Below are 21,157 nucleotides of genomic sequence, written 5' to 3'. Positions count from 1 at the left end.
AAGCCATAATCTGTGAAAAATGAATGTTGTTAGGAGATGCTATATAAACAGCGTTGATCTGCTTATCCTCTAATAAACGATCGATATTAGTATAAACAGTAATTGGTGTTCTAAAATTTTTAATGAAGTCTTGTCCCTTGGCTGATGTTCTGGAATAGACAGCCCTAACAGCTGTTTGCTCACTGGCCTCCACCGTATGAGCAAACTTCTGTGAAATCCAACTAGTTCCTAGAATACCGAAGATTAAGTTCGTAACATTGTTCATATACTTGCCCGCTTTCACTAGAATAAGCTTCCAAATTTATAATAAATTAGTACTAAAAACCTTCTTACAATATAACATTACTTGATTTTAAGTTTCAAATTTTTAGGCTTACTTATTCTTCAACTTTTTTGTTATATTTCTTAGAGGGAAGTGCTTGGATCACTGTCGTAGATAAAACTAAAATACCACCCATTGCTTGAATCAGCGAGAAAGGCGTGCTTAGAAAAGTAACTGATAGGACAGTTGCGGTTAGTGGTTCAAAAGCACTCAACATGCCTGTTGTAGCTGGTAGTAAGCTCTTAAGACTTTTCAAGTAAAATAAATAGGCAAACATCGTTCCGAAAATAACAATAAAACCAATTCCAGCAATTGTCATAACATCTAGGGAGCTCCATGAATGTGTTGTAATAACCCCTGTAAAAGGCAAACTACTTAACAACATTGCCCAGCCGACTACTAAACGATCGTTGAAAAGACTTAGTAAGCGACGTGGAAGTAAAGTATATGATGCTTGGCTAAGACCGGCCGCTATTCCCCAAAATAATGCTGCAGGACCTAGGACTAGGTGTGTGACTTGCCCATTGGTAACCAATAAAAATGTTCCCGCTAAAGCTAATAAGACTGAAAAAATATCAATTCTTCGTGGCAACACTCTTTGAAAAACAGTTAAGTAACCAATAATAAATAGTGGTCCCAAAAATTGTAAAACAGTTGCGGTTGGTGCATTACCGTATTTAATTGCCATAAAATAAGTTAACTGTGAAGGCAACATACCTAAAAAGGCAAAGAGAACTAATTTGATAATGTTATTTTTGTTATGCCAAATTGAGAAGATTTTATGTCCATGTTTTATTGCATACCAAAGTAATAACATTAGACCAGCTCCAAACAAACGAATACCTACAAGCCAAAGTGGATCTAAATGCTGGCGGGCAAATAAATATTCAGCAACTGTCCCTGATGTTCCCCAAAAAATTGAACCAATAATAGCATATGCAATTCCAATACTCTTGTTCATAATGAGCCCCTTTATTACGTTAAAATTAACTTTTTACCAGTATTTATTTAGATTTACCAGAACTTGAATATTAGATTAAGTAGTTTTAGTTAAAAAGCTACTTAGTCCAAACATAATATTAGACAGTTTTGGGATGATTAAACTTTTCCAACCGATAAAGTTTTTCGTCATCAAGTTGTCGATAACCATCTTTATAGGAATAACCCATTTTTTGGTAGAATTTCAAGCCTGTAATAGAAGCTGGAATTTCAATTCGTCTAGCACGTATAAAATATGGATCATTTTCTAAAACCGTTATTAATTTTCGACCAATTCCTTGCCCCTGATATGCGGGTAAAACAAAAATATTAAATAAGCTGCTTTCATCTTTTTTACCCCAGTATGGACCAATCGAACCAACAGCAACGATTTTGTCTGCTTGATTATCGTAAAAAATATAGCAATGAAAATATTTAGCTTTTTCAATGAAATCTTGACTAGTCAGATGTTTAAGATCATTTTCTAAGTATTCCTGTGAATAATCTTTACGGTTAGTCGTCCGCATTGTAAGCGCCACTAATTGAGCAACCTCGACAGCATCGTCTTCTTTAAAAGTACGGTATGTAATCATAGATAAACCTCCCTTTGACTTAGTAGATATTTTTACCTTTTTCAATTCCACAGACTAACGTAGTAGCCACAGCTAAAAAATAATATTCCACCTAAATAGCTTAGAGCCATATAACTTAAGCCTGTTCGGGGATGATGTGTATTGAAGAGACCAAGTAGTTCTGTATTTAAAGTTGAGAAGGTTGTCAGACCACCAACTATACCTGTTCCCCAAAAAAGGAAATAGTTTTTTTCAGGCTGTAACCCAAATAAATAACCAAGAAAAAAGGCACCGCTTAAATTGATTAGAAAAGTTGCTAAAGGCCAGTTCTTTTTAAAGTAAACTTTGGTTTTAATAGTTATCTCAAAACGCAACAGAGATCCTAGAGCCGCACCTACACCAATTAACCAGATCATTTTATTCTCGCCCCCCTTCCCTGGCGCCCATTCTGTGACCTATAAGAGTTCCAAGGAAAGAACCAAGAAAGGCAAGTGCTAAACCTCCCAAAATACTGCTGCTCACATAAAAAATCAAATACCCGTTTTTATTAAGAAGTAATAATTTAAAGATATCCAGGTTAAAGCTCGAAAAGGTTGTAAATGATCCAACCAAGCCAGTACTTAGACCGACTGTTAACCACTCTGCAAAGTTTTTAAATGATATAAAAAAATATGTTAAAAAGGCTAAAAGAAAGCACCCAATAAGATTGACCATGATAGTTCCATTAAAATTAAACAACCGACTAAAAAGGTAACGTAGTACACCACCCCAAAAGCCAAAAAATAAGACACTTAAAGCGTTTATCCATTTTCTTTTCATTATTTTAACCCCTTTTTCTAATATTTGTATAGTATAGATTTGCCTAAGTCCAACTTCAGGTTTCTTACCACCAGTTTCCTTTCTAAAATTAGTTAAACAAAAAGACACCTACCCTCTAACTTAGAGGGTAGGTGTCATCAATCTTTCGATAGTTAACCGCGAACACCATCACGTATAATTTAAGTGAATTATGTCATGTAAGGTTCAAGATGTCAATCATTTTGACGAAAATTAGTTATTAGAATAGGCTTTTTCTACAATATTGTTTAATTGTTAGCACGTCACGAAAGCCACTAGCATAACTAATTATCACTCTGTTTAGTTATTTTCATCTTCCATTCATCCCACAAAACCCCGTACTTTACCGAATTTCAATATTTATTTTTATAATAACGAACTTGTCGGACCTCAGCCTCTTTTTGTAATCCCAGCTTTTCAGCTAACTTAGGTGATCAACGAAGGTATTTTATTAGTATACATACCAGACGCTTTTATCAAAATCACTTTTTCTTAATAAGTTGCTTGTTGGTGCTAGTATATCAAAACAGTGTCGATTGCCTTTTTTTATATTCCAAAGCTAGTAGTTAAGCTACAACTGATTGATGTCTAATAACTAGTTCAAGGCTAAGCTATAAATTAGCTGAGGCCCCTTTTTCCCCTGATAAACCTTCTTTTTCTTACGAAATCCACTCTTTTCATAAAGCTTTTGGGCAGGTATATTTCTGCTGTTAACACCAAGGATAATACTATGAATATTTGGAAAATTAGCTTTAACATAGCTTGGCAGCATTGTAAGAGCCGTCTTAGCGTAGTTTCGGCGTAAAAAGCGCTGATCAGTAGAAAAGTTTCGTAATAATAAACTGTTTTTATTGTTTGTATAATTATATTTGGTTTCCCCAGCATCTAAAACTAAAAAGGTTGGGATCTCCCCCTGTTCATTAACTAGCAACAGGGAGTGATAGTCCTTATTGTTTGCTGAGATTTTAATTGCTGTCTGAGGTAAACCGGTAAAAGCAGTACTTGATACTTTATATTCAGCAATCTGAGTTGCAAAGGATGTATTATATTCAATTAATTTCACTTTTATTAACTCCTCGAATAAATTCAACCTATAACAGAGTTCTTGCTAGGTTGCAGAAATAGTCGTATCTAATAACTTAATTACTTTTCATCAAGATTTTCCCATTGCTTTTCCCTGATTCAAGTAGTGCATAGGCATTTTTACCTTCAGCCAAATTAAAAATTTGAGGTTGCTTGATCTGGATCTTCTGTTCAATAAAGTAATTGGCTAATCTATTAAAACGGTTCTGCCTCTCAGTTTGGCTAGTTAAGTAATCCCAAAGATCTCCTGTTAGAATGCTTTTAGAATGCTCAAGTAGTTTTATCAAGTCAACTTTAGGTGGATCACCTCCGGCCATTCCAAAGAAGACCACTGCTCCCTTGGTTTGGGTTAAAGCAATACTTTGTTCTAAAGTTTGTCCCACGCCATCGAAAACGGTTGCAAAGGTTCCATTCTCCCTACTTATTTTTTTATCTGTTCGTAGGTTAACTTCCGTTGCTCCTTGAGTTAAAGCTAGTTGTTGTTTGTGATTAGAAGAAGTTGCTCCGTATACTTCTATACCATCAGCAACTAACATTTGGAGAAGAATCTGTCCCACACCGCCACTAATTCCTTGAATGAAAACCTTATCATCTTTTTTATTCTTAGCAAGGTCATGCGCTAAAAAATCGGCAGTCAATCCTTGGAGCCCGATAGCGGCGGCTGTCTCTTCTTCTAGATCAGCAGGTAGTTTTATTATTTTGGTGACTGGAACAGCAACTAGTTCAGCATTAGCGAAAGGTACATCAACAAAAAGAATCTTTGTCCCTAACGTGATGCCGGTTACACTTCTTCCAAGCTTGATAATCGTGCCCAAACCTTCATAACCGTTAATATAAGGGGTGTGGTCTTCAATATGGTAATGACCTCGACGCCGATAAATATCTGCAAAGTTCAACCCAATATAGTCTGTCTTTACTAAGACTTCATCACTTTTGATCAGAGGATCAGGTAAGGTCCCATACTCTAGTACCGAATTATCACCAAAATGGTTAAAATATAATGCTTTCATATTGTATCTCCATCTCTCTAAGAGTTTCTATAGTTAGTGTAGTAAAAAATTTTGAAATAAGCAAAAACCATTTATTTTAACTATCGTATTTACGTTAGTAAACTATCCTCTTTTCCTGAGAAGTAACCGTATCACGAACTGAACAACTGCAATAATCACAAAGAAGACGAGTAACACAACAGATGACACAAAGCGGCTTGTGGAGTCTTGAACTGTACCAGCCCCATCAACTTTGCGGAGCAAAATAAATATCTCCATTGCTACAAAAACAATTAACCAAAAGATATTAGCCAAAGACCATAACTTCAATTTTTTAAACCCTCCAATTTTCATTTTTAAAGAATTTTTTTAACTTGTGCATTTCGGACTGCCAAAAAAGCCTCTAGTAATTACTTCTAAAATTACGGAGGCCAGTTTAACTTAATATAAATAATCTTAAGGCTACAAACCTATACTTTAAAAAAAGTATTATACAAGGCCTTTATGGCGTGTTGTTCATCTGCAGCAGCAATCCCAAACAGCATACTAATCTCTGATGATCCCTGATCGATCATCTTCAGATTAACTCCAGTATTTGCCATAGCAGTCATGGCCTTAGCCGCAGTACCAACAGTTGAAATCATTCCTTCACCAACAATCATTAAAAGTGCCAGTTCCTTTTCAGAAGAAATGTCATCTGCTGCAAGTCGTTCTTTTAGTTCTTGCAACACACTTTCTTCTTCCTCTTTGTCTTTGAATTGATCTGCACGCAATATTAATGAAATCTCATCAATTCCAGTAGGTACATGTTCAACACTCAACTGATGTTCAGCCATAATATTAAGTGCTTTGGCACCAAAGCCAACTTCTTCATTCATGAGGTATTTCTTAATAGAAATAGACATAAATCCATGTGAACTAGCGATACCTGTAATATGATATTTATTATCGGTACGTGTTCTGCTGATAAGTGTTCCGGGCAATTCGGGCCGATTAGTATTTTTAACTCTAATCGGAATGTTGGCCATGATTGCTGGTCGTAACGCCTCGTGATGTAAAACTGAGAAGCCTGCGTATGAGAGTTCACGCATTTCCTGATAAGTTAAGTGATCTATTTTTTGCGGTTGTGCGACAATTTGTGGGTTAGCCGCGAAAATAGCATCAACATCTGTGAAGTTTTCATATAAATCTGCTTTTAACCCTCGCGCAAGAATAGCTCCAGTAATGTCAGATCCACCACGTGAGAAAGTAACCCGCTGTTTTTCCTTGGAAACACCAAAAAATCCTGGAAAAATAATACATTCTTGTATCTGACGGAGTTTTTCAAGATTAGTGTATGTCTCAGGTAAAACACGAGTATGGCCATCTTGTGTGGAAACGTATAACCCAGCCTTTTCCGGACTAATATATTTTGCAGCCAATCCATTTTGCTGAAAATAAGCTGCTACGAGCTGCGCATTATTATCTTCTCCACTAGCTTTGAAGGTGTTTAGGAGATGATCGTATGAAGTATAGGAGTCAGTGACCATTTTTTGAAGATTAGTTTCTAATTTAGCTTTAACTATTTGTCCGAGGTCTAAATCGTTGATTATATTCATATAGCGTTCTTTTATAATCGTCAAAATCTTTGCAGTATTCTTACCATCACGGACCTGTTCAGCGAGGGTAATCAAATTATCTGTTATTTTTGTATCAGTAGCAAAGCGTTTGCCTGGTGCTGATACAACGACAGCTTTTCTATCAGGGTCAGCTTTTACAATATCAAAAACCTTTTTGATCTGTTTAGCATTGGCAAGAGAACTTCCACCGAATTTTGTTATTTTCACGAATGACACATCCTAATTATCTATTTATTATGTTGATTAGAATAGCAAAAGAATTGTTATAAAACAAGAAATAATCTTTAATATAATTGACTACTTGTCTATTATACAGATTTTTTTCTATAAGTAGCCAACATGTTTATTTATTATTCCATTCTGAGCGTAATATATCTAAAAAAAGAATGTCGAACCTTTGATTATCACGTAAAACAGCTTGGCGTTTTCGACCACCAACTTTGAAACCTAATCTTTCGTAAAGTTTCTGTGCATTTTTATTGTATTCAATAACTTCTAATTCAAGACGATCCAAGTTTAATTCGTTAAAGGCGTACTGCATTATTAGTTTCAAAGCATCTGTGCCGTAGCCTAAGTGCCGATCCCTTTCGTATCCGATCCCAATCGCAAGTGTTGCACTACGATTATTCCATTCAATATTATAGATAGAGACAAAGCCTACGGGTAGTTCACTTTTTAATGGATAAATAAGTAATTCAATTACATCAGTAGCGGGTTCGTACATTTCTTTGATTTCATCGATATTTCGCGGAAGTGCGATTGCGGTATCAACATTGCGCAAAAAATATGTATCCTCATACCAGTCTTCTATTGTTTCAAAATCATCTTCTTTGACTGCTCGTAGCCTAATTAAAGCTCCTGCAAACATCTTAAAATTTAATTTATTTTCTTTTAAAATCTTGATCCCCCTTTTCGTATGTAGTTCTACTGTTGATCTTTAAAACGCTCAGTTAGCTTATTCTCGCTATAATGCAAGATTTCCTGTGGTTCAATTTCATATTTACGGCATAAGATTAAAACTTGATCAACTACATCAGCTAGTTCTTCCTTTAAGTTGTCAAATCTTTCGGCCTTATCCTTTTTCTTTTCACCCGGATGATCGCGTCCGATTTCAAAAGTTCTAATGGCTCTAGCTAATTCACCAACTTCTTCCGTTAAAAAGTTCATCCTAATTTCAGGTGAAAACTTATACCAATCTCTTTTTTTATAAAATGATACTAACCATGCCTGGTGCTCTTCTAATCCCATCTTTTGATCCTCCCCAATGTTATTGTTTAAATAATCTAATTATACATGATACATCTTGTGAATAAAACTTACTTTGTTTAATAGAGAAGGCTTAAATTAAAATTCTTAAATTAGGATACTGTAAGCACCATTGTTTTTGAATTACGCGCCTTTTAAAAATAATTAAGTGCGCTTGATCAAGGGAGAATGCTGGAACTGGACGGCAAATGAAATTAACTAAGTCATCTACACCAAAAGGTGCTATTAATTTAAGTTGTTTTTCTTTATTTAAATAGGCCCCAATACTTGTTGGAGTTTCTACAAAGTGTGCAATAGCATCTTCAAGTGACTTAAAAGCTGCCTGATTTTCAAAATCATAATTATGCATATAAGCCTCATTTTTCACTTGCCACTTGTATGTAGGATACATCTTAGATAATTGGTGCTCTAGATCCCTATCAAAGTCTTGTGGCCTTGCTGGATCAAAAAAAACTAAGTCAATATCACTTTTTAAAATAAGTGGTTGTTTACTAAGAACCTGCCATACTGAATTACGGATACATCCAGCTGCCAGGGCACCATGTGGTAGCTGGAGCTGTTGAATAATTTCTAAAATATTCATCAATTCTTGGCTAGAATAGATTATCTTCTTTACAACTTTTTCATTGCTGTTTATTTTATCATCCCCTTTTATAATTAAACATTGAGCTTTTCCTTTTATCCAAAGTATAACTGTTATTAGCAAAATTACAATTTAATTAAAGTATATAAAAATAAAAAATAGTTGACAAAAGCCATTGTTTAAAATACACTTCAAATAAAGTGTCACATGTGTCATTTTATTTTTAGGGGGGATTTTGGATGGCGCGAAAAGCAAACAAACAGTTGCGTGAAAGTAAAAGGGCTGAGATTTTAAAGAGTGCGCGACAGCTTTTACTAAAAAAAGGATTTGCTAATACAACAATGAAGGATATCGCGGAGACAATTAATCTCAGCCGTAGTGGCTTGTATTTATACTTTTCTTCTACCGAAGAAATAATGCAGGCGATCATTACTGAACGTGAGCATAAACGTTTTGATATTATTAGGGAAAGCATTTTAGCAAGCAAGCCCTTTAACGAAGTTCTAGATAAGTACTTGGAACTACAAAAGGAACGTTTGCTTAATATTTCAAAATCGTTGTTGATGTCGGGTTATGAGTATTACTCAGAAAACTCTGAAGAGGCAACACAGTTTCTGGGTAAAAACCTTGATGAGATGCGCAGAACGATCTTGGGTGTTCTTAATCTGGGAGTCGAACAAAAGAAGATTCATCAAGAGGATCTACCTACTATCGGTGATCATTTTATTTTGACAATTGAAGGCTTAAGTGTTTTTTGCTATCTACATCAGGCTTCAGAAAAATATATCGATGAACAATTAGCACTATTAAAAAAATTAATAGCTTTTATTTAATATTATTTAACCGTTACTCCAACAGAGTACTTGTATTTTTAAACCATTGAAACAAAATACACTAGAAGAAGGTAATTAGATGTTAGAAAATAGTAAACGGATCCGTCGTATCACAGTTTCAGGAATTGTGATGGCTATAATAATTGCTCAGAGCCTCTTTCCCATGTTGGGTTATGTTCCAATCGGTGTGATCAACCTGACAACGATTCATATTACTGTTATAATTGTCGCGATTTTATTTGGTCTATTTGAAGGGACGGTTGCTGGAACAACATGGGGTGTCTTTTCATTTATCAATGCTTGGACGAGACCAACAAGTGTCGTTCAAACACTCGTTTTTACTAACCCACTGGTTTCGATCGTACCACGGATTATTGTTGGTATAGTAGCAGCCCTCATTTTTATGAAACTTTCCCGGCTAAACTTAGTCACACGCTCAGCAATAACTGCCCTTATATGTTCATTGCTAAATACAATTCTTGTTTTAGGTACGATTTACCTTGCTTACCGAACACCAGAAGTTGCACAAGCATATGGTTTAAAGGACCCAAGCCTTCTGGGAAAACTACTGCTAGGTGTCGTTGGAACAAATGGTATTCCAGAAGCTATCCTTGCAGCTGTCGTTGTCCCCATTATCGTCAAGGCGCTTTCTGCCGCATTAAAAAATAAATTAAAATAAAAACGTAAGATTCAAAAAAGATAAAAACTATTTTGGATATTCAGTTCTAGGGGTGATACATGCATATAGCTCAAAGGAGCGTGACATAAGTCTAGAAAATTTGAGTGCTGATTTGAAGCTACGAACATAACGAGAACTTTGCTATGAGTAATTCGAAGTTAGACGGAGAATTTTGACTTATAAAATACGTTTATTCGTAACAAATAGAGGGCCTGAATCAAAAGTTAAATTTTGACCAGACCCTCTTAATTAGTACTATATTAAATAATGTTGTTTTTAGTTTCCCCTGTTAAGAAAGCTTTGACATTGGCCAAACATATTTGTAAAAGTCGTTCCCGAGTTTCAACGGGTGCCCATGCTATGTGTGGAGTAATAAAGCAATTTTTAGCAGTTAGAAGTGGGTTATCTGAACTAATTGGTTCAGTTGAGACAACATCTACGCCTGCTGCGAATATTTTGCCGCTATTTAGCGCAGCAGCAACATCTTTTTCATTTAGAAGCCCCCCACGAGCTGTATTAAGTAAAATAACTCCATTTCTCATTTTGGTAATTTTCTCTTGATTAATAAAGTTGGTCGTTGTTTTTGTTTGGGGGATATGCAGGCTGATAATATCTGCTTGTGCAAGTAATTCATCCAGTGGTACCTGTCTTATCCAAGGTTTATTTATTTCTTTAGGACGATGATTATAGAAAATAACTTTCATGCCCATAGCATGGGCAATCTGAGCTGTAGCTTGGGCGATTCTACCGAATCCGATCAGGCCAAATGTCTTGCCTGATAATTCAATTAAAGGCGTTTTTCTAAAGGTGAAGTCAGGATTCTTGGTCCATTCGCCTGTGTGAACGGCGTTACTATGCAAACTCACTTGGTTTGTTATCTCAAGCAGCAGTGCAAATACTGCCTGTGCAACCGCCTCTGTCCCGTATGCTGGGACATTAGTAACAGTAATCTTCTTTTTGGCAGCAGCTTCCAGATCAATTACATTATAGCCGGTTGCTAGAACTCCAATGTATCTTAAGTTTGGGGCCTGCTCGATCACTTGCTGCTCAAGTGGTGTTTTGTTAGTGAAAACGATTTCGGCATCACCAATTCGCCTTAAGATCTCAGCCGTATCCGTATAAGGTGTACGGTCGTAGACTTTTAATTCTCCTAGTTTTGCAAACTCTTTCCAGCTTAAATCACCAGAATTTAAGGCATAACCATCTAATACAACTAATTTCATTTATCTAACCCCTACTTCCAATAAGATATATTACTAATTCAATCAAGCGTAGTATACCATACCGTTTAAAGAAATAACTCTTCTAAAACTTGGAGAAAACACAAAAAAACATTGACTAGAACATCTCTACTCAGTCAATGTTTTTTGAATACTTACTCGGTGTTATTTGCAAAAAACGGTTCAGTAATAAAAATTCTTTTTTGATCAAAATCTATTTTTGCTTCTAGACCATAGGGTAAAACAGTCCGTGGATAAGCATGACCAAAGTTAACATTAAATATAATTGGTGTCTCCGTCTCAGCAGTAACTGCTTTGATAATTTTTTGATACTCCGCATAATAAACCTCATTTTGTGGTTTACCGACAATAATTGCTTTTACAGCTGAAAAAAGACCATATTTTTTTAATAATATCAGCATTTTTTGATATAATACCGGTGTTGGTTTTTCTTCACTCGTTTCAATAAAAAGAATTTTGTCCTGCCATTCTGCAATGGTTGGAAAAAGTCCGTATTTCTCAACCAACTGTTTCTCATCAGGATACCTTTCATTCGTTAAAAGGTCATAAAAGCTATCAAGACAACCGCCTAGAAGTTTCCCCGTAATTACACCTTTCCCCCGTAAAACTTCATACCCTTTTGTTTCTTTATGGCTAACACGCTTAGTTCCAAGTGCCTCTACTGAAAAGTCTACTCGTTCTTCATACCAATAGTCACTAGCCTTAATTTCAAGTGATTGTTCTTTTCTAAAGTAATTGCGAAAAGAAGTGGCTGTGAAATGAAGCATCTGATTATCTAGTTCCGCAAGGTCATTAATAAAATTTGGCCCATAGAAAGTTCCCATCCCCAGTTTATAAAACATAAGATGATTAACGGTTGTATCTGAAAAACCAGTAAAGAGCTTAGGATCTTTTCTAATAGCTTCTTTGAAGACGGTGTCCTCCATCAAATATGGTGCAAGCCGATAAGTATCATCTCCACCGATTGCACAAATAACACCCCTAATACTTGAATCACAAAGTGCCTGTTTCAAATCAGCTGCCCGTGCTTCTGGGTGCTGCTTAAGATATGTGATTCCCTTTAAAGAATGAGGCATGAAAATGGGCTCTAGTCCCATTTCACGCAACCTTTTTTCACCCTGCTTTAGTTCATGAGTACAAAAAGCTTCACCTAGTATACCTGAGGATAAACTAACAATTGCTACTTTATCACCCTTTTGCAAAATTTGTGGCTTTTTTATCATATTTAAACTCCTATCTGGGAAGGCAATGGATTTAATTCTCTAAAACTAAGCGGATGATATCTAAGAATGCATTTGTTGATAAATAGATATAATAAAATCCTTTTTATAAGCGATATATCTTTCAATATCATTTGGAAAAAGCGTAGCGGCTTCTTGTTTTATCATTCCGTATCGTTTACATGCCAAAGGGTGTTGCCGTAAATAATCCCGGAAAAAAAGATGTTTAAGCAATTCTTTTGAATAAAGTGGGCAAACATACAAATGATGTAAAAAAAGTGTGCTCGAAGCAGGATTGTATTTAAAAGCATGCCGGTCTGGAATTCCCAAGGTACCTTCATATATATAGCCTAAAGTGAAAAGATGCTGTTTAAGCTCTTCAAAATTTGTATAGTCTGAGATAACAACATCAATATCAATAATTGGTTTTGCACTCAAGCCGGGGATAGCAGTACTGCCGACGTGTTCAATTCGTAGACTCAAATATCCGATATTTTTCTTTAAAAATGTTTGGATTTTTGCAAATTCTAAAGGCCAACGATCATTATAAGGCTTAACAACAACATGCTCCGTTTTCATATGAAAACTCCTTCCCAATCACTTGACGCTTTATTTCTACCAAGAGTGTATGAGCTTCTTTTTAAACCGGTCGGATTAGAGAGAATAACTTAATCTTCATTATCTTCATTGTGTATATGCATATAATTAGCCACTTGCTCGACGTCTTTATCGCCGCGTCCAGAGATATTAATAATTACAATTTGTTCTTTGTTCATAGTTGGAACTAGCTTAACTGCCTCTGCAAGAGCGTGCGAACTCTCTAATGCAGGAATTATTCCTTCCGTTCTTGAAAGCAATCCAAAAGCCGCGACGGCTTCTTTATCGGTTATCGGAACATATTCTGCTCGGTGAGTATCTTTTAAAAAGGCGTGCTCGGGTCCAACACCAGGGTAATCGAGACCGGCTGAAATTGAATAAGCTGGCAAAACATGGCCTTGATCATCCTGTAAAACATAAGTTTTCATTCCATCTGAAATGCCGATAGTTCCATTTGTCATCGTTGCCGCATTTTCAGGATCATTGATACCTTTGCCAGCTGCTTCAGCTCCGATTAACCTTACCTGCTTGTCATCAATAAATTCAGCGAAAGCTCCGATAGCATTTGAACCACCACCAATACATGCGATCACAGCATCTGGCAAGCAACCTTCTTTTACGAGTATCTGTTGTCGAGCCTCACGACTAATGACACTCTGAAAGTCTTTAACAATTGTTGGATACGGATGTGGTCCAACCGCTGATCCAAGGACATAGAAAGTGTCATCAAGATGTTCTGCAAAATATCCTAAAGCTGCATCGACAGCATTTTTGAGTGTTGCAGTTCCATCTGTTACGGCATTAACAGTTGCACCCATTAATTCCATCCGGAAAACATTTAATTTTTGCCGTTCAACATCCTCAGCTCCCATAAAGATCTCACATTCAAGACCGAATTTAGCTGCTGCTGCTGCAGTAGCAACTCCATGCTGTCCGGCTCCTGTTTCGGCAACTACCTTTTTCTTACCCATTCTTTTAGCTAGCAGGATTTGTCCCAAAACATTATTTAATTTGTGTGCCCCCAAATGGTTTAAATCTTCACGCTTGAGATAGACCTTTGCGCCACCAAGATATTTAGTTAAACTTTCGGCATAATACAATGGAGTTGCTCGACCTGAATAATCTTTGAGGTAATAAGCCAACTCATCTCTAAAAGTTTGATCATTTTTATACTTGTCATAGGTTTCTTCCAACTCATCTAATGCTTTTTTTACTTTGTCTGGAACATACTGTCCGCCAAATTCTCCGAAATAACCTTTATTTATTGCTTTATCCATAATAATAATCCCTTTTTTATTTTTTTATAGGGAGAGTCTAGTGCTAAAAAAGATACTCAAAGACCGCATAGTCAATCTCTATGCGGTCTAAAATAATATCCTTAAGTTAGAATTATCATATCAGCATAGACTCTCTTTAAATACTAAATAACTTAAAGTAAGTCTACGCATCTTTCTTTATCAATCGCGGTAAACTTACACTTAACTATGCCAGCTTTGCCAAATGTTTAAAGTAAGATTCATGATATGATACTCCTTTCCGTTTAAAATTTGTCCTTATTGTGCCTTAAATTTAAATCTCTGTCAAGTAAAAACAGATTTTAAATCAAAGTCAAATATATTGAAGCGCTTTAAACACTATGCTAGATTGAGATCGGATAGAATCGGAATACTTTTTAAGTAAGGGGTGTTATCAAATGGAGTTTTTACGTGATCAACTTATGTCAGGTACAATTTTTTCTTTATTTAGTTTCTGCTGGTTTGGTTGGGCACAAGAAAAACCAAGGCCCAACTGGCGGCTTGGTCTTGGTTTAGCAAGCAGCGCGGCCTTACTTCTTAGTATTTTTAGTGGAGTTCTTAGCTACTATAACTGGGATGCGCCCTCAATTCTGAATAACGCAACTCATTTTGGTTGGTACCTTCTTTTTGCTATTGGAGAATTTATCGTCGCGCTGATTGGAGCTCTCATTTTAATAAAATTAAAACGTTCAGATGACATTGCTCCATGGATTTCGTTTATTGTTTTGACCCATTTTATCGGTTTGAAGTTTGTTTTTCAAGATAGCTCATTATTTGTTCTAGCTGGTCTAATGTTACTTGTTTTACTTCTGTCGTATCCGCTCGCTGCACGATTTAAAGTTGCGCGTAGTGCAATTATTGGTATTGGGAACGGTACCGTACTATTCTTATTTGCCATAATAAATCTGTCATTAGCTTTTATTTTTGAACATTAAATAATACGATGATAGCGTAAAATATGTATAATCCAGTAAATAACTGCTAGCGTAATAACAACTACTGCAATCCACGCGAAGGAATTGTTTTCCAGCGGTAATTTAACATTCATACCGTAAAAACCTGTGATGATCGTTGGAATTGCAAGTACAACTGACCAAATAGTTAGAATTTTCATAATATAGTTCAGATTATTACTAAGTATCGTATCAAAAGTATTAATCAGCTGAGTCACGATCTCCGATTCTGTTTCAACTAATTGATCCACCTGATGAGTCTCAATTTTAGCATCTACTAATGATTCGACTTGATCATCACGGAAATGTAGACCAAAATATTTATCAGTTAAGTTTTCCAGTAAATGTTGATTATTTCGCGTGGCACTTGCAAAGTAAATCAAGCTTTTTCGCAAGCTTGCAAGTGCGATCAAGTTTTTATTATCAGCTCGTGTACTTAAGAGGTCATTTAACTCTTTACGCTGATGCCGAATCTCATGCATCGGTAAAAGATACATATCGCTTAAATGCTTAAGAATTTCAAGAACAGTTGTTTCAATATTAGGTGTGTCTGTTTTAAGAATTTCATTTGTGAAGATCTGTTTAACTGTTGTATCATCAAAATGATTAAAGGTTATCAGCTGGTCTGCAATGAGAATAATTACAATTGGAACGGTTAGAAAGCCCTGCTGGTTTCTATAAGGAATATGGTAAATAAATAATTGGGAGTTAGTTTCTTTATCGTAATCATAGTTTGTTGGTTCGTCGATATCAGTTACATATTCAAGTAGCTCAGTCGATAAATTATACTCTTTTTGTAGTACTTCTATATCTTCAGACGTGGATTTTTCAACATTAAGCCAAGTGTGATATGAACCAATAGCAATTTTTTCCGCCTGTATCATGTCACTACCCCCTACTCATAAATAATTGTACTTAAAGATTTAAAATCTAGAAACGATTGTGCGACACCTAAGCCGACTATTGGGCAAACCTCTAAAATCTTTAGCAACCTATCCGTATTGTAGCTGAAAATGATTAAGAAATAAATCGTAAATTAAATCAAAAACTTATTTATAACTATTCTTTTGAGTTATAGTTTTAATTAGTTTAGTTAATTCCGGATTATAATTTTAAAGAACCTATTCTTATAGATCAACTACACTCCTTTACAGCTAAAATTAACTATTTGTTCGTAATTTCTATTTTAAAACCATAATCTTTTTTACTAACTAAACAAAAAAAGATACTCAATCAAAATAAAAAATTATTTGACCTAGTACCTTCTTTAAGATTAGCTATAAAAATGATTTATACTGCATATTTTTCAACTGTAGCTAATTTTGCAATTAATTTATTTAAAGCTATTAAAGAACACCTATTTGATTATCAATAGCAGCAGCGACTTGATCGTGAACAGTAACTCCTTGTTGCTCTAACTCAGTAATTTTTTCCGCAAATTGTGGTAAATATCGTTTATTAGCGACTAGCATCTCATCTAACAGGTTCTTAGCATGCCGTCCGCTAGGAATCAATGGATTTATAATGAAAGCTTGTAATGCTGTCCCATAGTCACCAGTTACAGCTGCTTGCGTAATGACTAATTCCATATTTTTCATCAACTGAATCCAGCCTCGTTCTGCGGGCTGAAAATGTCCAAAAGTCATGGGAATAGCCCCAGTCGCACCAATTTGCGCAGAAACTTCGACAGTGTGGTCACTTGGTAGATCAGGAATTGCACCTTTATTCAAAGTTGAAACTACCATATGTGTCTTCTTATCCGCATAGATTGAAGCGATTGCTTCACATGCGGCATCTGAATAATGTGCTCCGCCGCGTTCAGCTAATTGTTTGGGCTTGTAATCTAAATGAGGATCCTGATATAAAGTAAATAGCTCATGCTCGATCCGCATTACCTCTTGAGCTCTAGTAGCGTTATTCTTAAACTCTTCAAGACTATGCTCTAACATCTCAGTTTGTCGGTAATAATAACGATGATAACCGCATGGAATCATCTTCATTTGTTCAAGCTGTTCACGGAAGAAAGAAATGTCAAAAATATTCTTAGGTAACCCATTATTCTTATCAGCATATATCTGATTGATAATATCCATCGTAACTTCTTTGCCTGTATTATCCCAAACACGATGCCAATGAAAATGATCGATCCCAGCGAATTTGTAAGTTAGGTCCTTGAGCTCCTTGTTGATCAATGCCGGTTCGTTGATCATTGCCATAACAGGTACATTACACAGCCCAATAACCTTGTTCCATTGGCCATAATGCTGAATAGCCTCGGTGATTATTCCACTTGGATTAGTAAAATTAATCAACCATGCGTTAGGGCATAGTTCCTTCATATCCTTAACGATATCTAGAATTACTGGGATAGTTCGTAAAGCTTTGAAAATACCCCCTGCACCATTAGTCTCTTGACCTAATAGACCATAACTGCCAGGAATCCTCTCATCTTTAACACGAGCTTCCAATAATCCTACCCTGAATTGGGTTGAAACAAAATCAGCATCTTTGAGAGCTGCACGGCGGTCTAACGTTAAATGCACTTCCCAGTCTAACCCCGCCGCTTTAACCATTCTTTTTGCCATTGCGCCCACAACATTTAACTTCTGCTCACCCTCTGGGATGTCAACCAGCCATATTTCTTTAATTGCAAGTTGAGCTTGTCTCTTGATATAGCCTTCGATCAGTTCGGGCGTATAACTAGATCCTCCGCCGATTGTAACTATTTTTAAAGCTTGATGTGACATATCGAATCCCTCCATTATTAAAATTAGACCGCATTATCTTAAGTACATCCTAAGTTTAATTTATGGGATTGTTCCCAGGTCAAGCTTTAAATTCAAAAATAAAGAGGTCTAATGAATCACCTCTAGAAGTTAGAGCAGAAATCTAGCTGCCGGTGGTCACTACATCAATCAAAAGTTATGTTTTAGTTTATTTTACCGTTCCATAACCATTCCAATTTTAACGCTTTAGCTCGCTCTTTCTAAATAGCTGCCGTGGTTCTTGCTTTTCAAAAGGCAACTGTTGTTGATTTAGTTGGTTATATAAATAAGTAAAAGCATTACGTGCTTGACTGCGGAAACATAGGTCGACGGTTGGTATCCCTATTAGCCGCGCGATCTGACTATTGTCTGTTCCGATCACAAGACAATCCTGGGGGACTTTAAAACCTTTTTGCCGTAAAGTTGCACTAAATTCAGCGGCTACATAGTCTGCAAAGAAAATCAAAACTACGGGCCTTTTAGCAGATGCTATCCATTTTAAAGCAGCATCCTGTCCGGCATTTGGTTGTTCAGCATAAAAAAGTTGATAGCTCTGATCGACATCATGATGGCTATTACTAAAAGTAGTAATTGCGTGTAGACGCGCTACTGTGTTAGCGTTACGTGGATTTGAAAGAACATGTCCAATTTGTCGATACCCTTTCATATATAAATATGCGATGATCTTAAGGTAAACTGGATAATGATCAACATAATTGGAGTAAATTAGCGGACTGTCAACACGCTGCCAGGTTGCGAGTGGACCAAATTTAGCATAGGATTCGATCGTATCCCACGAATTAAAGCGCGTTAAAATGTAAGCGGCATCAATTTGCTTAGTCATTAATAAATTTAATTTGTCTATTTCATCTTGAGGACTAGTAATAAAATAAACATTAACATTATAATTATACTTTGCGGCGCTGTGGATAAAGATATTAATAAATTCTCCAACTAAAGGATAATAACCTCTAGAAAAAAAACCAATTGTATTTGTACGCTGCTTCTGTAAATTTTTAGCAGTTTGATTTGGTACATACCCGAGTTGATGTATTGTAGCTAAGATCTGCTTTCTTTTAGCCGCACTGACGTATCCATGACCGCTCACAACACGGGAGATCGTTGACTTAGAAATACCTGTCTGTTTAGCAATATCATAAATGGTTACCATTTATCTTCTCCTAGAAGTCTATTTTTAACGCTATTAAAAACGTTCTAACTCTAAAGTAAGTCGTACCTGCTTTTATTTTACTACAGTTAATTTATTTTTCTGAGCATACAGCATTACTTATTATAATAGAAAAGGCCTTCTAAACCTCGATTTTTATATCAAGATTCTAGAAGGCCTCATATTCTAAGATAACTTTTATATCATTTTATTAAATTACTTTTTAAAGCTCAGCAAAAGTCGTGATCTTTTTTCCAACGATCCCATAATCCTTAGCTTCGTCGACAGACATCCAGAAGTTACGGTCTGTATCTGTTTCAACTTTTTCAAGCGGCTGACCTGTTGCTTCCGAAATTAATTCATTGATCCGTTTACGTGTTCTGATCAATTCCTGTGCTTCGATTTGTATTTCAGTTGATTGACCTTGAACACCACCAGCTGGCTGGTGGATCATATAACGTGTATTCGGTAAACTATACCGATTTTCCTTGTCGGCACCCAAGAAAATAGTTATTCCAGCACTCGCAACCCAACCAGTTCCAATAACTTTGACTGTTGGCTTGATAAATTTGATCATATCATGAATTGTATCGCCTGATTCAACATGTCCACCTGGACTGTTAACAATGATCGTAATAGGATCATCAGATAAAGCAGCAAGAAGCAACAGCTGTGAAGTTATATCTTTAGCTAACTCTTCATTAACTTCTCCATATATCAAGACAATCCGCTGATCAAGCATTTTTTTACGATACACATCTGAGATATCGCTGGTATTTTTATCTTTTGTATCTTTTTGGTCCATAAACTGTACCATAAAAAATCCCTCACTTTCTTTGACCATTGAAGTATAACACAGTTTTCACAACGATTAAAGATTTATAACCTGTCAGCAGTCTTAATATTTATACCCTTTAAAAAGTGAATTTAATAGTTAGTGATTACCCTTTAAAGAGCCTCTCTTTTCTTGATGAAAAATTTCCAGATTAAATAAGCACATGACCACATTACAATAAATCCGACCACTAAGATATACCCTAAGTTATTAAAATCGATATCTTGTACCCAGCTTTTGACATTTACCATGCTAGTAATGACCTGTAGAAGTTCAACACCGCCGATAACAAAAGCTGCAATAACAGATACGGTTGTGACAGTTAAATTATAATAGACCTTACGAACAGGTGTATCGAAAGCCCAACTATACGCACCAGACATCATAACCGAATCTGTCGTGTCCATCAAATTCATTCCTGCAGCAAATATAATTGGAAGGGCAATAATTCCAATACTGGAGATACTTGATTGAGCTGCGCTAGCAGATAGTGCAATCAAAGCTATTTCAGTAGCTGTATCAAAACCTAAACCAAATAAAAAGCCGATTGGATACATTTGCCAACTATGGTTGATACACTTGAACAATGGAGCTAATAGGCGGGCTAGAAAACCGCGTGATAAAAGCATCTTATTAAGTTTATCTTCGTCAAATTTTCCTTGCTTCATTTTCTCTAATGACTTGTACATACTTATGAGGATCAACAGGTTAAATAAAGCAATAAGGATTAAAAAGCTTCCTGAAACAAGTGAACCAATCCGGCCACCAATTTCTTCTAAGAAAGGTAATTTAACTTTTGCCCATTTAACTGAAATACTAACTACGATCGCCATTAGGAAAACAACCGTTGAGTGCCCTAATGAAAAGTAAAAACCTACACCTTCAGTTCTTTTATTTTGCTGCACTAGTTTACGAACGGTATTATCGATAGCTGCTATATGATCGGCGTCAAAAGCGTGACGTAAACCTAGTGAATAGGCTAGAAAACTCATTCCCCAAAAACTTGGTGAATGGAACCCAGCAATAAGTAAGAGAACAATTCCAACAATATGCAAACATGCACTGGCTGAATAATACGGAAGAGACCCGCGTAATACTTTTTTCTTCATAAATTAACAAACTCCCATCTCTTTATTGGTTTAAGTGTACAAGGAGCTGACAAACCCTACATTGTCAAAAATAAAAAACTGAAGTTGTTACCTTTTGTCAACACTGCTTGATAATGACGAGCGAATAGTGTTTACTTTAAAATTAATAGCTATCAAGATGGTCCATTAAGACATTATAGTTTGTTAACAAAAAGTCCCTCAAGATAAGAGCTG

General features: G+C 35.9%; 24 protein-coding genes and 1 riboswitch. Of the genes, 3 read left to right on the top strand and 21 right to left on the bottom strand.

Translation table 11 applies throughout. The features are described from left to right. The 12 genes from FC81_RS05895 to FC81_RS05840 all read right to left on the bottom strand — a co-directional run. On the bottom strand, positions 1 to 265 hold a 265-nt coding region (locus tag FC81_RS05895; protein ID WP_162254823.1), incomplete at its 3' end, for a Gfo/Idh/MocA family oxidoreductase. Positions 266 to 377: 112 nt separating this feature from the next. Further along, the gene (locus FC81_RS05890) at positions 378 to 1,283 is read right to left on the bottom strand and encodes a DMT family transporter (protein ID WP_057744216.1); all 906 of its coding nucleotides are present in this window, start codon (positions 1,281 to 1,283) and stop codon (positions 378 to 380) included. A 118-nt stretch (positions 1,284 to 1,401) separates the two neighbouring features. Then, a complete protein-coding gene (locus FC81_RS05885; protein WP_057744214.1) occupies positions 1,402 to 1,893 on the bottom strand; it encodes a GNAT family N-acetyltransferase in 492 nt (163 codons plus the stop codon). A 41-nt stretch (positions 1,894 to 1,934) separates the two neighbouring features. Further along, positions 1,935 to 2,288 carry a fluoride efflux transporter FluC gene (locus FC81_RS05880; RefSeq protein WP_057744210.1) on the bottom strand — a complete coding sequence of 118 codons (354 nt, stop codon included), beginning with the start codon at positions 2,286 to 2,288 and terminating at the stop codon, positions 1,935 to 1,937. 1 nt (position 2,289) lies between these two features. Continuing rightward, on the bottom strand, positions 2,290 to 2,691 hold the full coding sequence (locus FC81_RS05875) for a fluoride efflux transporter FluC (RefSeq protein ID WP_057745041.1): 402 nt from the start codon (positions 2,689 to 2,691) through the stop codon (positions 2,290 to 2,292). A gap of 121 nt (positions 2,692 to 2,812) precedes the next feature. Then, positions 2,813 to 2,873, bottom strand: a riboswitch (Fluoride riboswitch). 431 nt (positions 2,874 to 3,304) lie between these two features. Continuing rightward, positions 3,305 to 3,772 carry a GNAT family N-acetyltransferase gene (locus tag FC81_RS05870; RefSeq protein ID WP_057744207.1) on the bottom strand — a complete coding sequence of 156 codons (468 nt, stop codon included), beginning with the start codon at positions 3,770 to 3,772 and terminating at the stop codon, positions 3,305 to 3,307. Positions 3,773 to 3,848: 76 nt separating this feature from the next. Beyond that, a complete protein-coding gene (locus tag FC81_RS05865) occupies positions 3,849 to 4,802 on the bottom strand; it encodes a zinc-binding dehydrogenase (protein WP_057744205.1) in 954 nt (317 codons plus the stop codon). Positions 4,803 to 4,904: 102 nt separating this feature from the next. Next, the gene (locus FC81_RS05860) at positions 4,905 to 5,111 is read right to left on the bottom strand and encodes a DUF3923 family protein (protein WP_057744202.1); all 207 of its coding nucleotides are present in this window, start codon (positions 5,109 to 5,111) and stop codon (positions 4,905 to 4,907) included. A 140-nt stretch (positions 5,112 to 5,251) separates the two neighbouring features. Beyond that, positions 5,252 to 6,607, bottom strand: a complete 1,356-nt coding sequence (locus FC81_RS05855) for an aspartate kinase (protein ID WP_057744199.1) — start codon at positions 6,605 to 6,607, stop codon at positions 5,252 to 5,254. 136 nt (positions 6,608 to 6,743) lie between these two features. Then, the gene (locus tag FC81_RS05850; protein ID WP_057744197.1) at positions 6,744 to 7,268 is read right to left on the bottom strand and encodes a GNAT family N-acetyltransferase; all 525 of its coding nucleotides are present in this window, start codon (positions 7,266 to 7,268) and stop codon (positions 6,744 to 6,746) included. A 56-nt stretch (positions 7,269 to 7,324) separates the two neighbouring features. Beyond that, complete coding sequence (locus tag FC81_RS05845) at positions 7,325 to 7,648, bottom strand: MazG nucleotide pyrophosphohydrolase domain-containing protein (protein ID WP_057744194.1); 324 nt, start codon at positions 7,646 to 7,648, stop codon at positions 7,325 to 7,327. Positions 7,649 to 7,739: 91 nt separating this feature from the next. Further along, a complete protein-coding gene (locus FC81_RS05840; RefSeq protein ID WP_338041712.1) occupies positions 7,740 to 8,372 on the bottom strand; it encodes a nucleotidyltransferase family protein in 633 nt (210 codons plus the stop codon). A gap of 116 nt (positions 8,373 to 8,488) precedes the next feature. Here FC81_RS05840 and FC81_RS05835 point away from each other — a divergent pair, with 116 nt between their 5' ends. Continuing rightward, on the top strand, positions 8,489 to 9,082 hold the full coding sequence (locus tag FC81_RS05835; RefSeq protein WP_057744188.1) for a TetR/AcrR family transcriptional regulator: 594 nt from the start codon (positions 8,489 to 8,491) through the stop codon (positions 9,080 to 9,082). A gap of 79 nt (positions 9,083 to 9,161) precedes the next feature. Further along, positions 9,162 to 9,761 carry an ECF transporter S component gene (locus tag FC81_RS05830; RefSeq protein WP_057744185.1) on the top strand — a complete coding sequence of 200 codons (600 nt, stop codon included), beginning with the start codon at positions 9,162 to 9,164 and terminating at the stop codon, positions 9,759 to 9,761. Positions 9,762 to 10,021: 260 nt separating this feature from the next. On the opposite strand, the gene FC81_RS05825 is transcribed toward FC81_RS05830, so the two are convergent. The 4 genes from FC81_RS05825 to trpB all read right to left on the bottom strand — a co-directional run bounded on the left by FC81_RS05825 (position 10,022) and on the right by trpB (position 14,096). Next, on the bottom strand, positions 10,022 to 10,984 hold the full coding sequence (locus FC81_RS05825) for a D-2-hydroxyacid dehydrogenase (RefSeq protein WP_057744183.1): 963 nt from the start codon (positions 10,982 to 10,984) through the stop codon (positions 10,022 to 10,024). 152 nt (positions 10,985 to 11,136) lie between these two features. Next, positions 11,137 to 12,222 (bottom strand): S66 family peptidase, encoded by a 1,086-nt coding sequence (locus FC81_RS05820; RefSeq protein WP_057745027.1) that lies wholly within the window; start codon positions 12,220 to 12,222, stop codon positions 11,137 to 11,139. Positions 12,223 to 12,285: 63 nt separating this feature from the next. After that, positions 12,286 to 12,801 (bottom strand): GrpB family protein, encoded by a 516-nt coding sequence (locus FC81_RS05815; RefSeq protein ID WP_057744180.1) that lies wholly within the window; start codon positions 12,799 to 12,801, stop codon positions 12,286 to 12,288. Positions 12,802 to 12,890: 89 nt separating this feature from the next. After that, positions 12,891 to 14,096, bottom strand: a complete 1,206-nt coding sequence (gene trpB / locus FC81_RS05810; protein ID WP_057744176.1) for a tryptophan synthase subunit beta — start codon at positions 14,094 to 14,096, stop codon at positions 12,891 to 12,893. Positions 14,097 to 14,512: 416 nt separating this feature from the next. Here trpB and FC81_RS05805 point away from each other — a divergent pair, with 416 nt between their 5' ends. Continuing rightward, positions 14,513 to 15,049, top strand: a complete 537-nt coding sequence (locus tag FC81_RS05805; protein WP_057744173.1) for a hypothetical protein — start codon at positions 14,513 to 14,515, stop codon at positions 15,047 to 15,049. On the opposite strand, the gene FC81_RS05800 is transcribed toward FC81_RS05805, so the two are convergent. From FC81_RS05800 to FC81_RS05780, 5 genes are all read right to left on the bottom strand, one after another. Continuing rightward, positions 15,046 to 15,951, bottom strand: coding sequence for a magnesium transporter CorA family protein (locus tag FC81_RS05800; RefSeq protein ID WP_057744169.1), 906 nt, complete (start codon positions 15,949 to 15,951; stop codon positions 15,046 to 15,048). The genes FC81_RS05805 and FC81_RS05800 overlap by 4 nt on opposite strands. Before the next feature lie 462 nt (positions 15,952 to 16,413). After that, positions 16,414 to 17,814 carry a 6-phospho-beta-glucosidase gene (locus tag FC81_RS05795; RefSeq protein WP_057744166.1) on the bottom strand — a complete coding sequence of 467 codons (1,401 nt, stop codon included), beginning with the start codon at positions 17,812 to 17,814 and terminating at the stop codon, positions 16,414 to 16,416. A 217-nt stretch (positions 17,815 to 18,031) separates the two neighbouring features. After that, positions 18,032 to 19,003: a LacI family DNA-binding transcriptional regulator gene (locus tag FC81_RS05790; RefSeq protein ID WP_057744163.1), complete on the bottom strand. Its 972-nt coding sequence runs from the start codon at positions 19,001 to 19,003 to the stop codon at positions 18,032 to 18,034. A gap of 220 nt (positions 19,004 to 19,223) precedes the next feature. Next, entirely contained in the window at positions 19,224 to 19,805 is a 582-nt protein-coding gene (locus FC81_RS05785; RefSeq protein ID WP_420806345.1) for an ATP-dependent Clp protease proteolytic subunit, read from the bottom strand. Positions 19,806 to 19,948: 143 nt separating this feature from the next. Then, the gene (locus FC81_RS05780) at positions 19,949 to 20,944 is read right to left on the bottom strand and encodes a HoxN/HupN/NixA family nickel/cobalt transporter (RefSeq protein WP_057744155.1); all 996 of its coding nucleotides are present in this window, start codon (positions 20,942 to 20,944) and stop codon (positions 19,949 to 19,951) included. Positions 20,945 to 21,157: the final 213 nt, after the last annotated feature.

It is taken from the genome of Liquorilactobacillus capillatus DSM 19910 (assembly GCF_001434915.1).
GTDB lineage: Bacteria > Bacillota > Bacilli > Lactobacillales > Lactobacillaceae > Liquorilactobacillus > Liquorilactobacillus capillatus.
The sequence above is the reverse complement of the archived record's forward strand: the minus strand, read 5'-3'. Positions and strand labels throughout refer to the sequence as shown.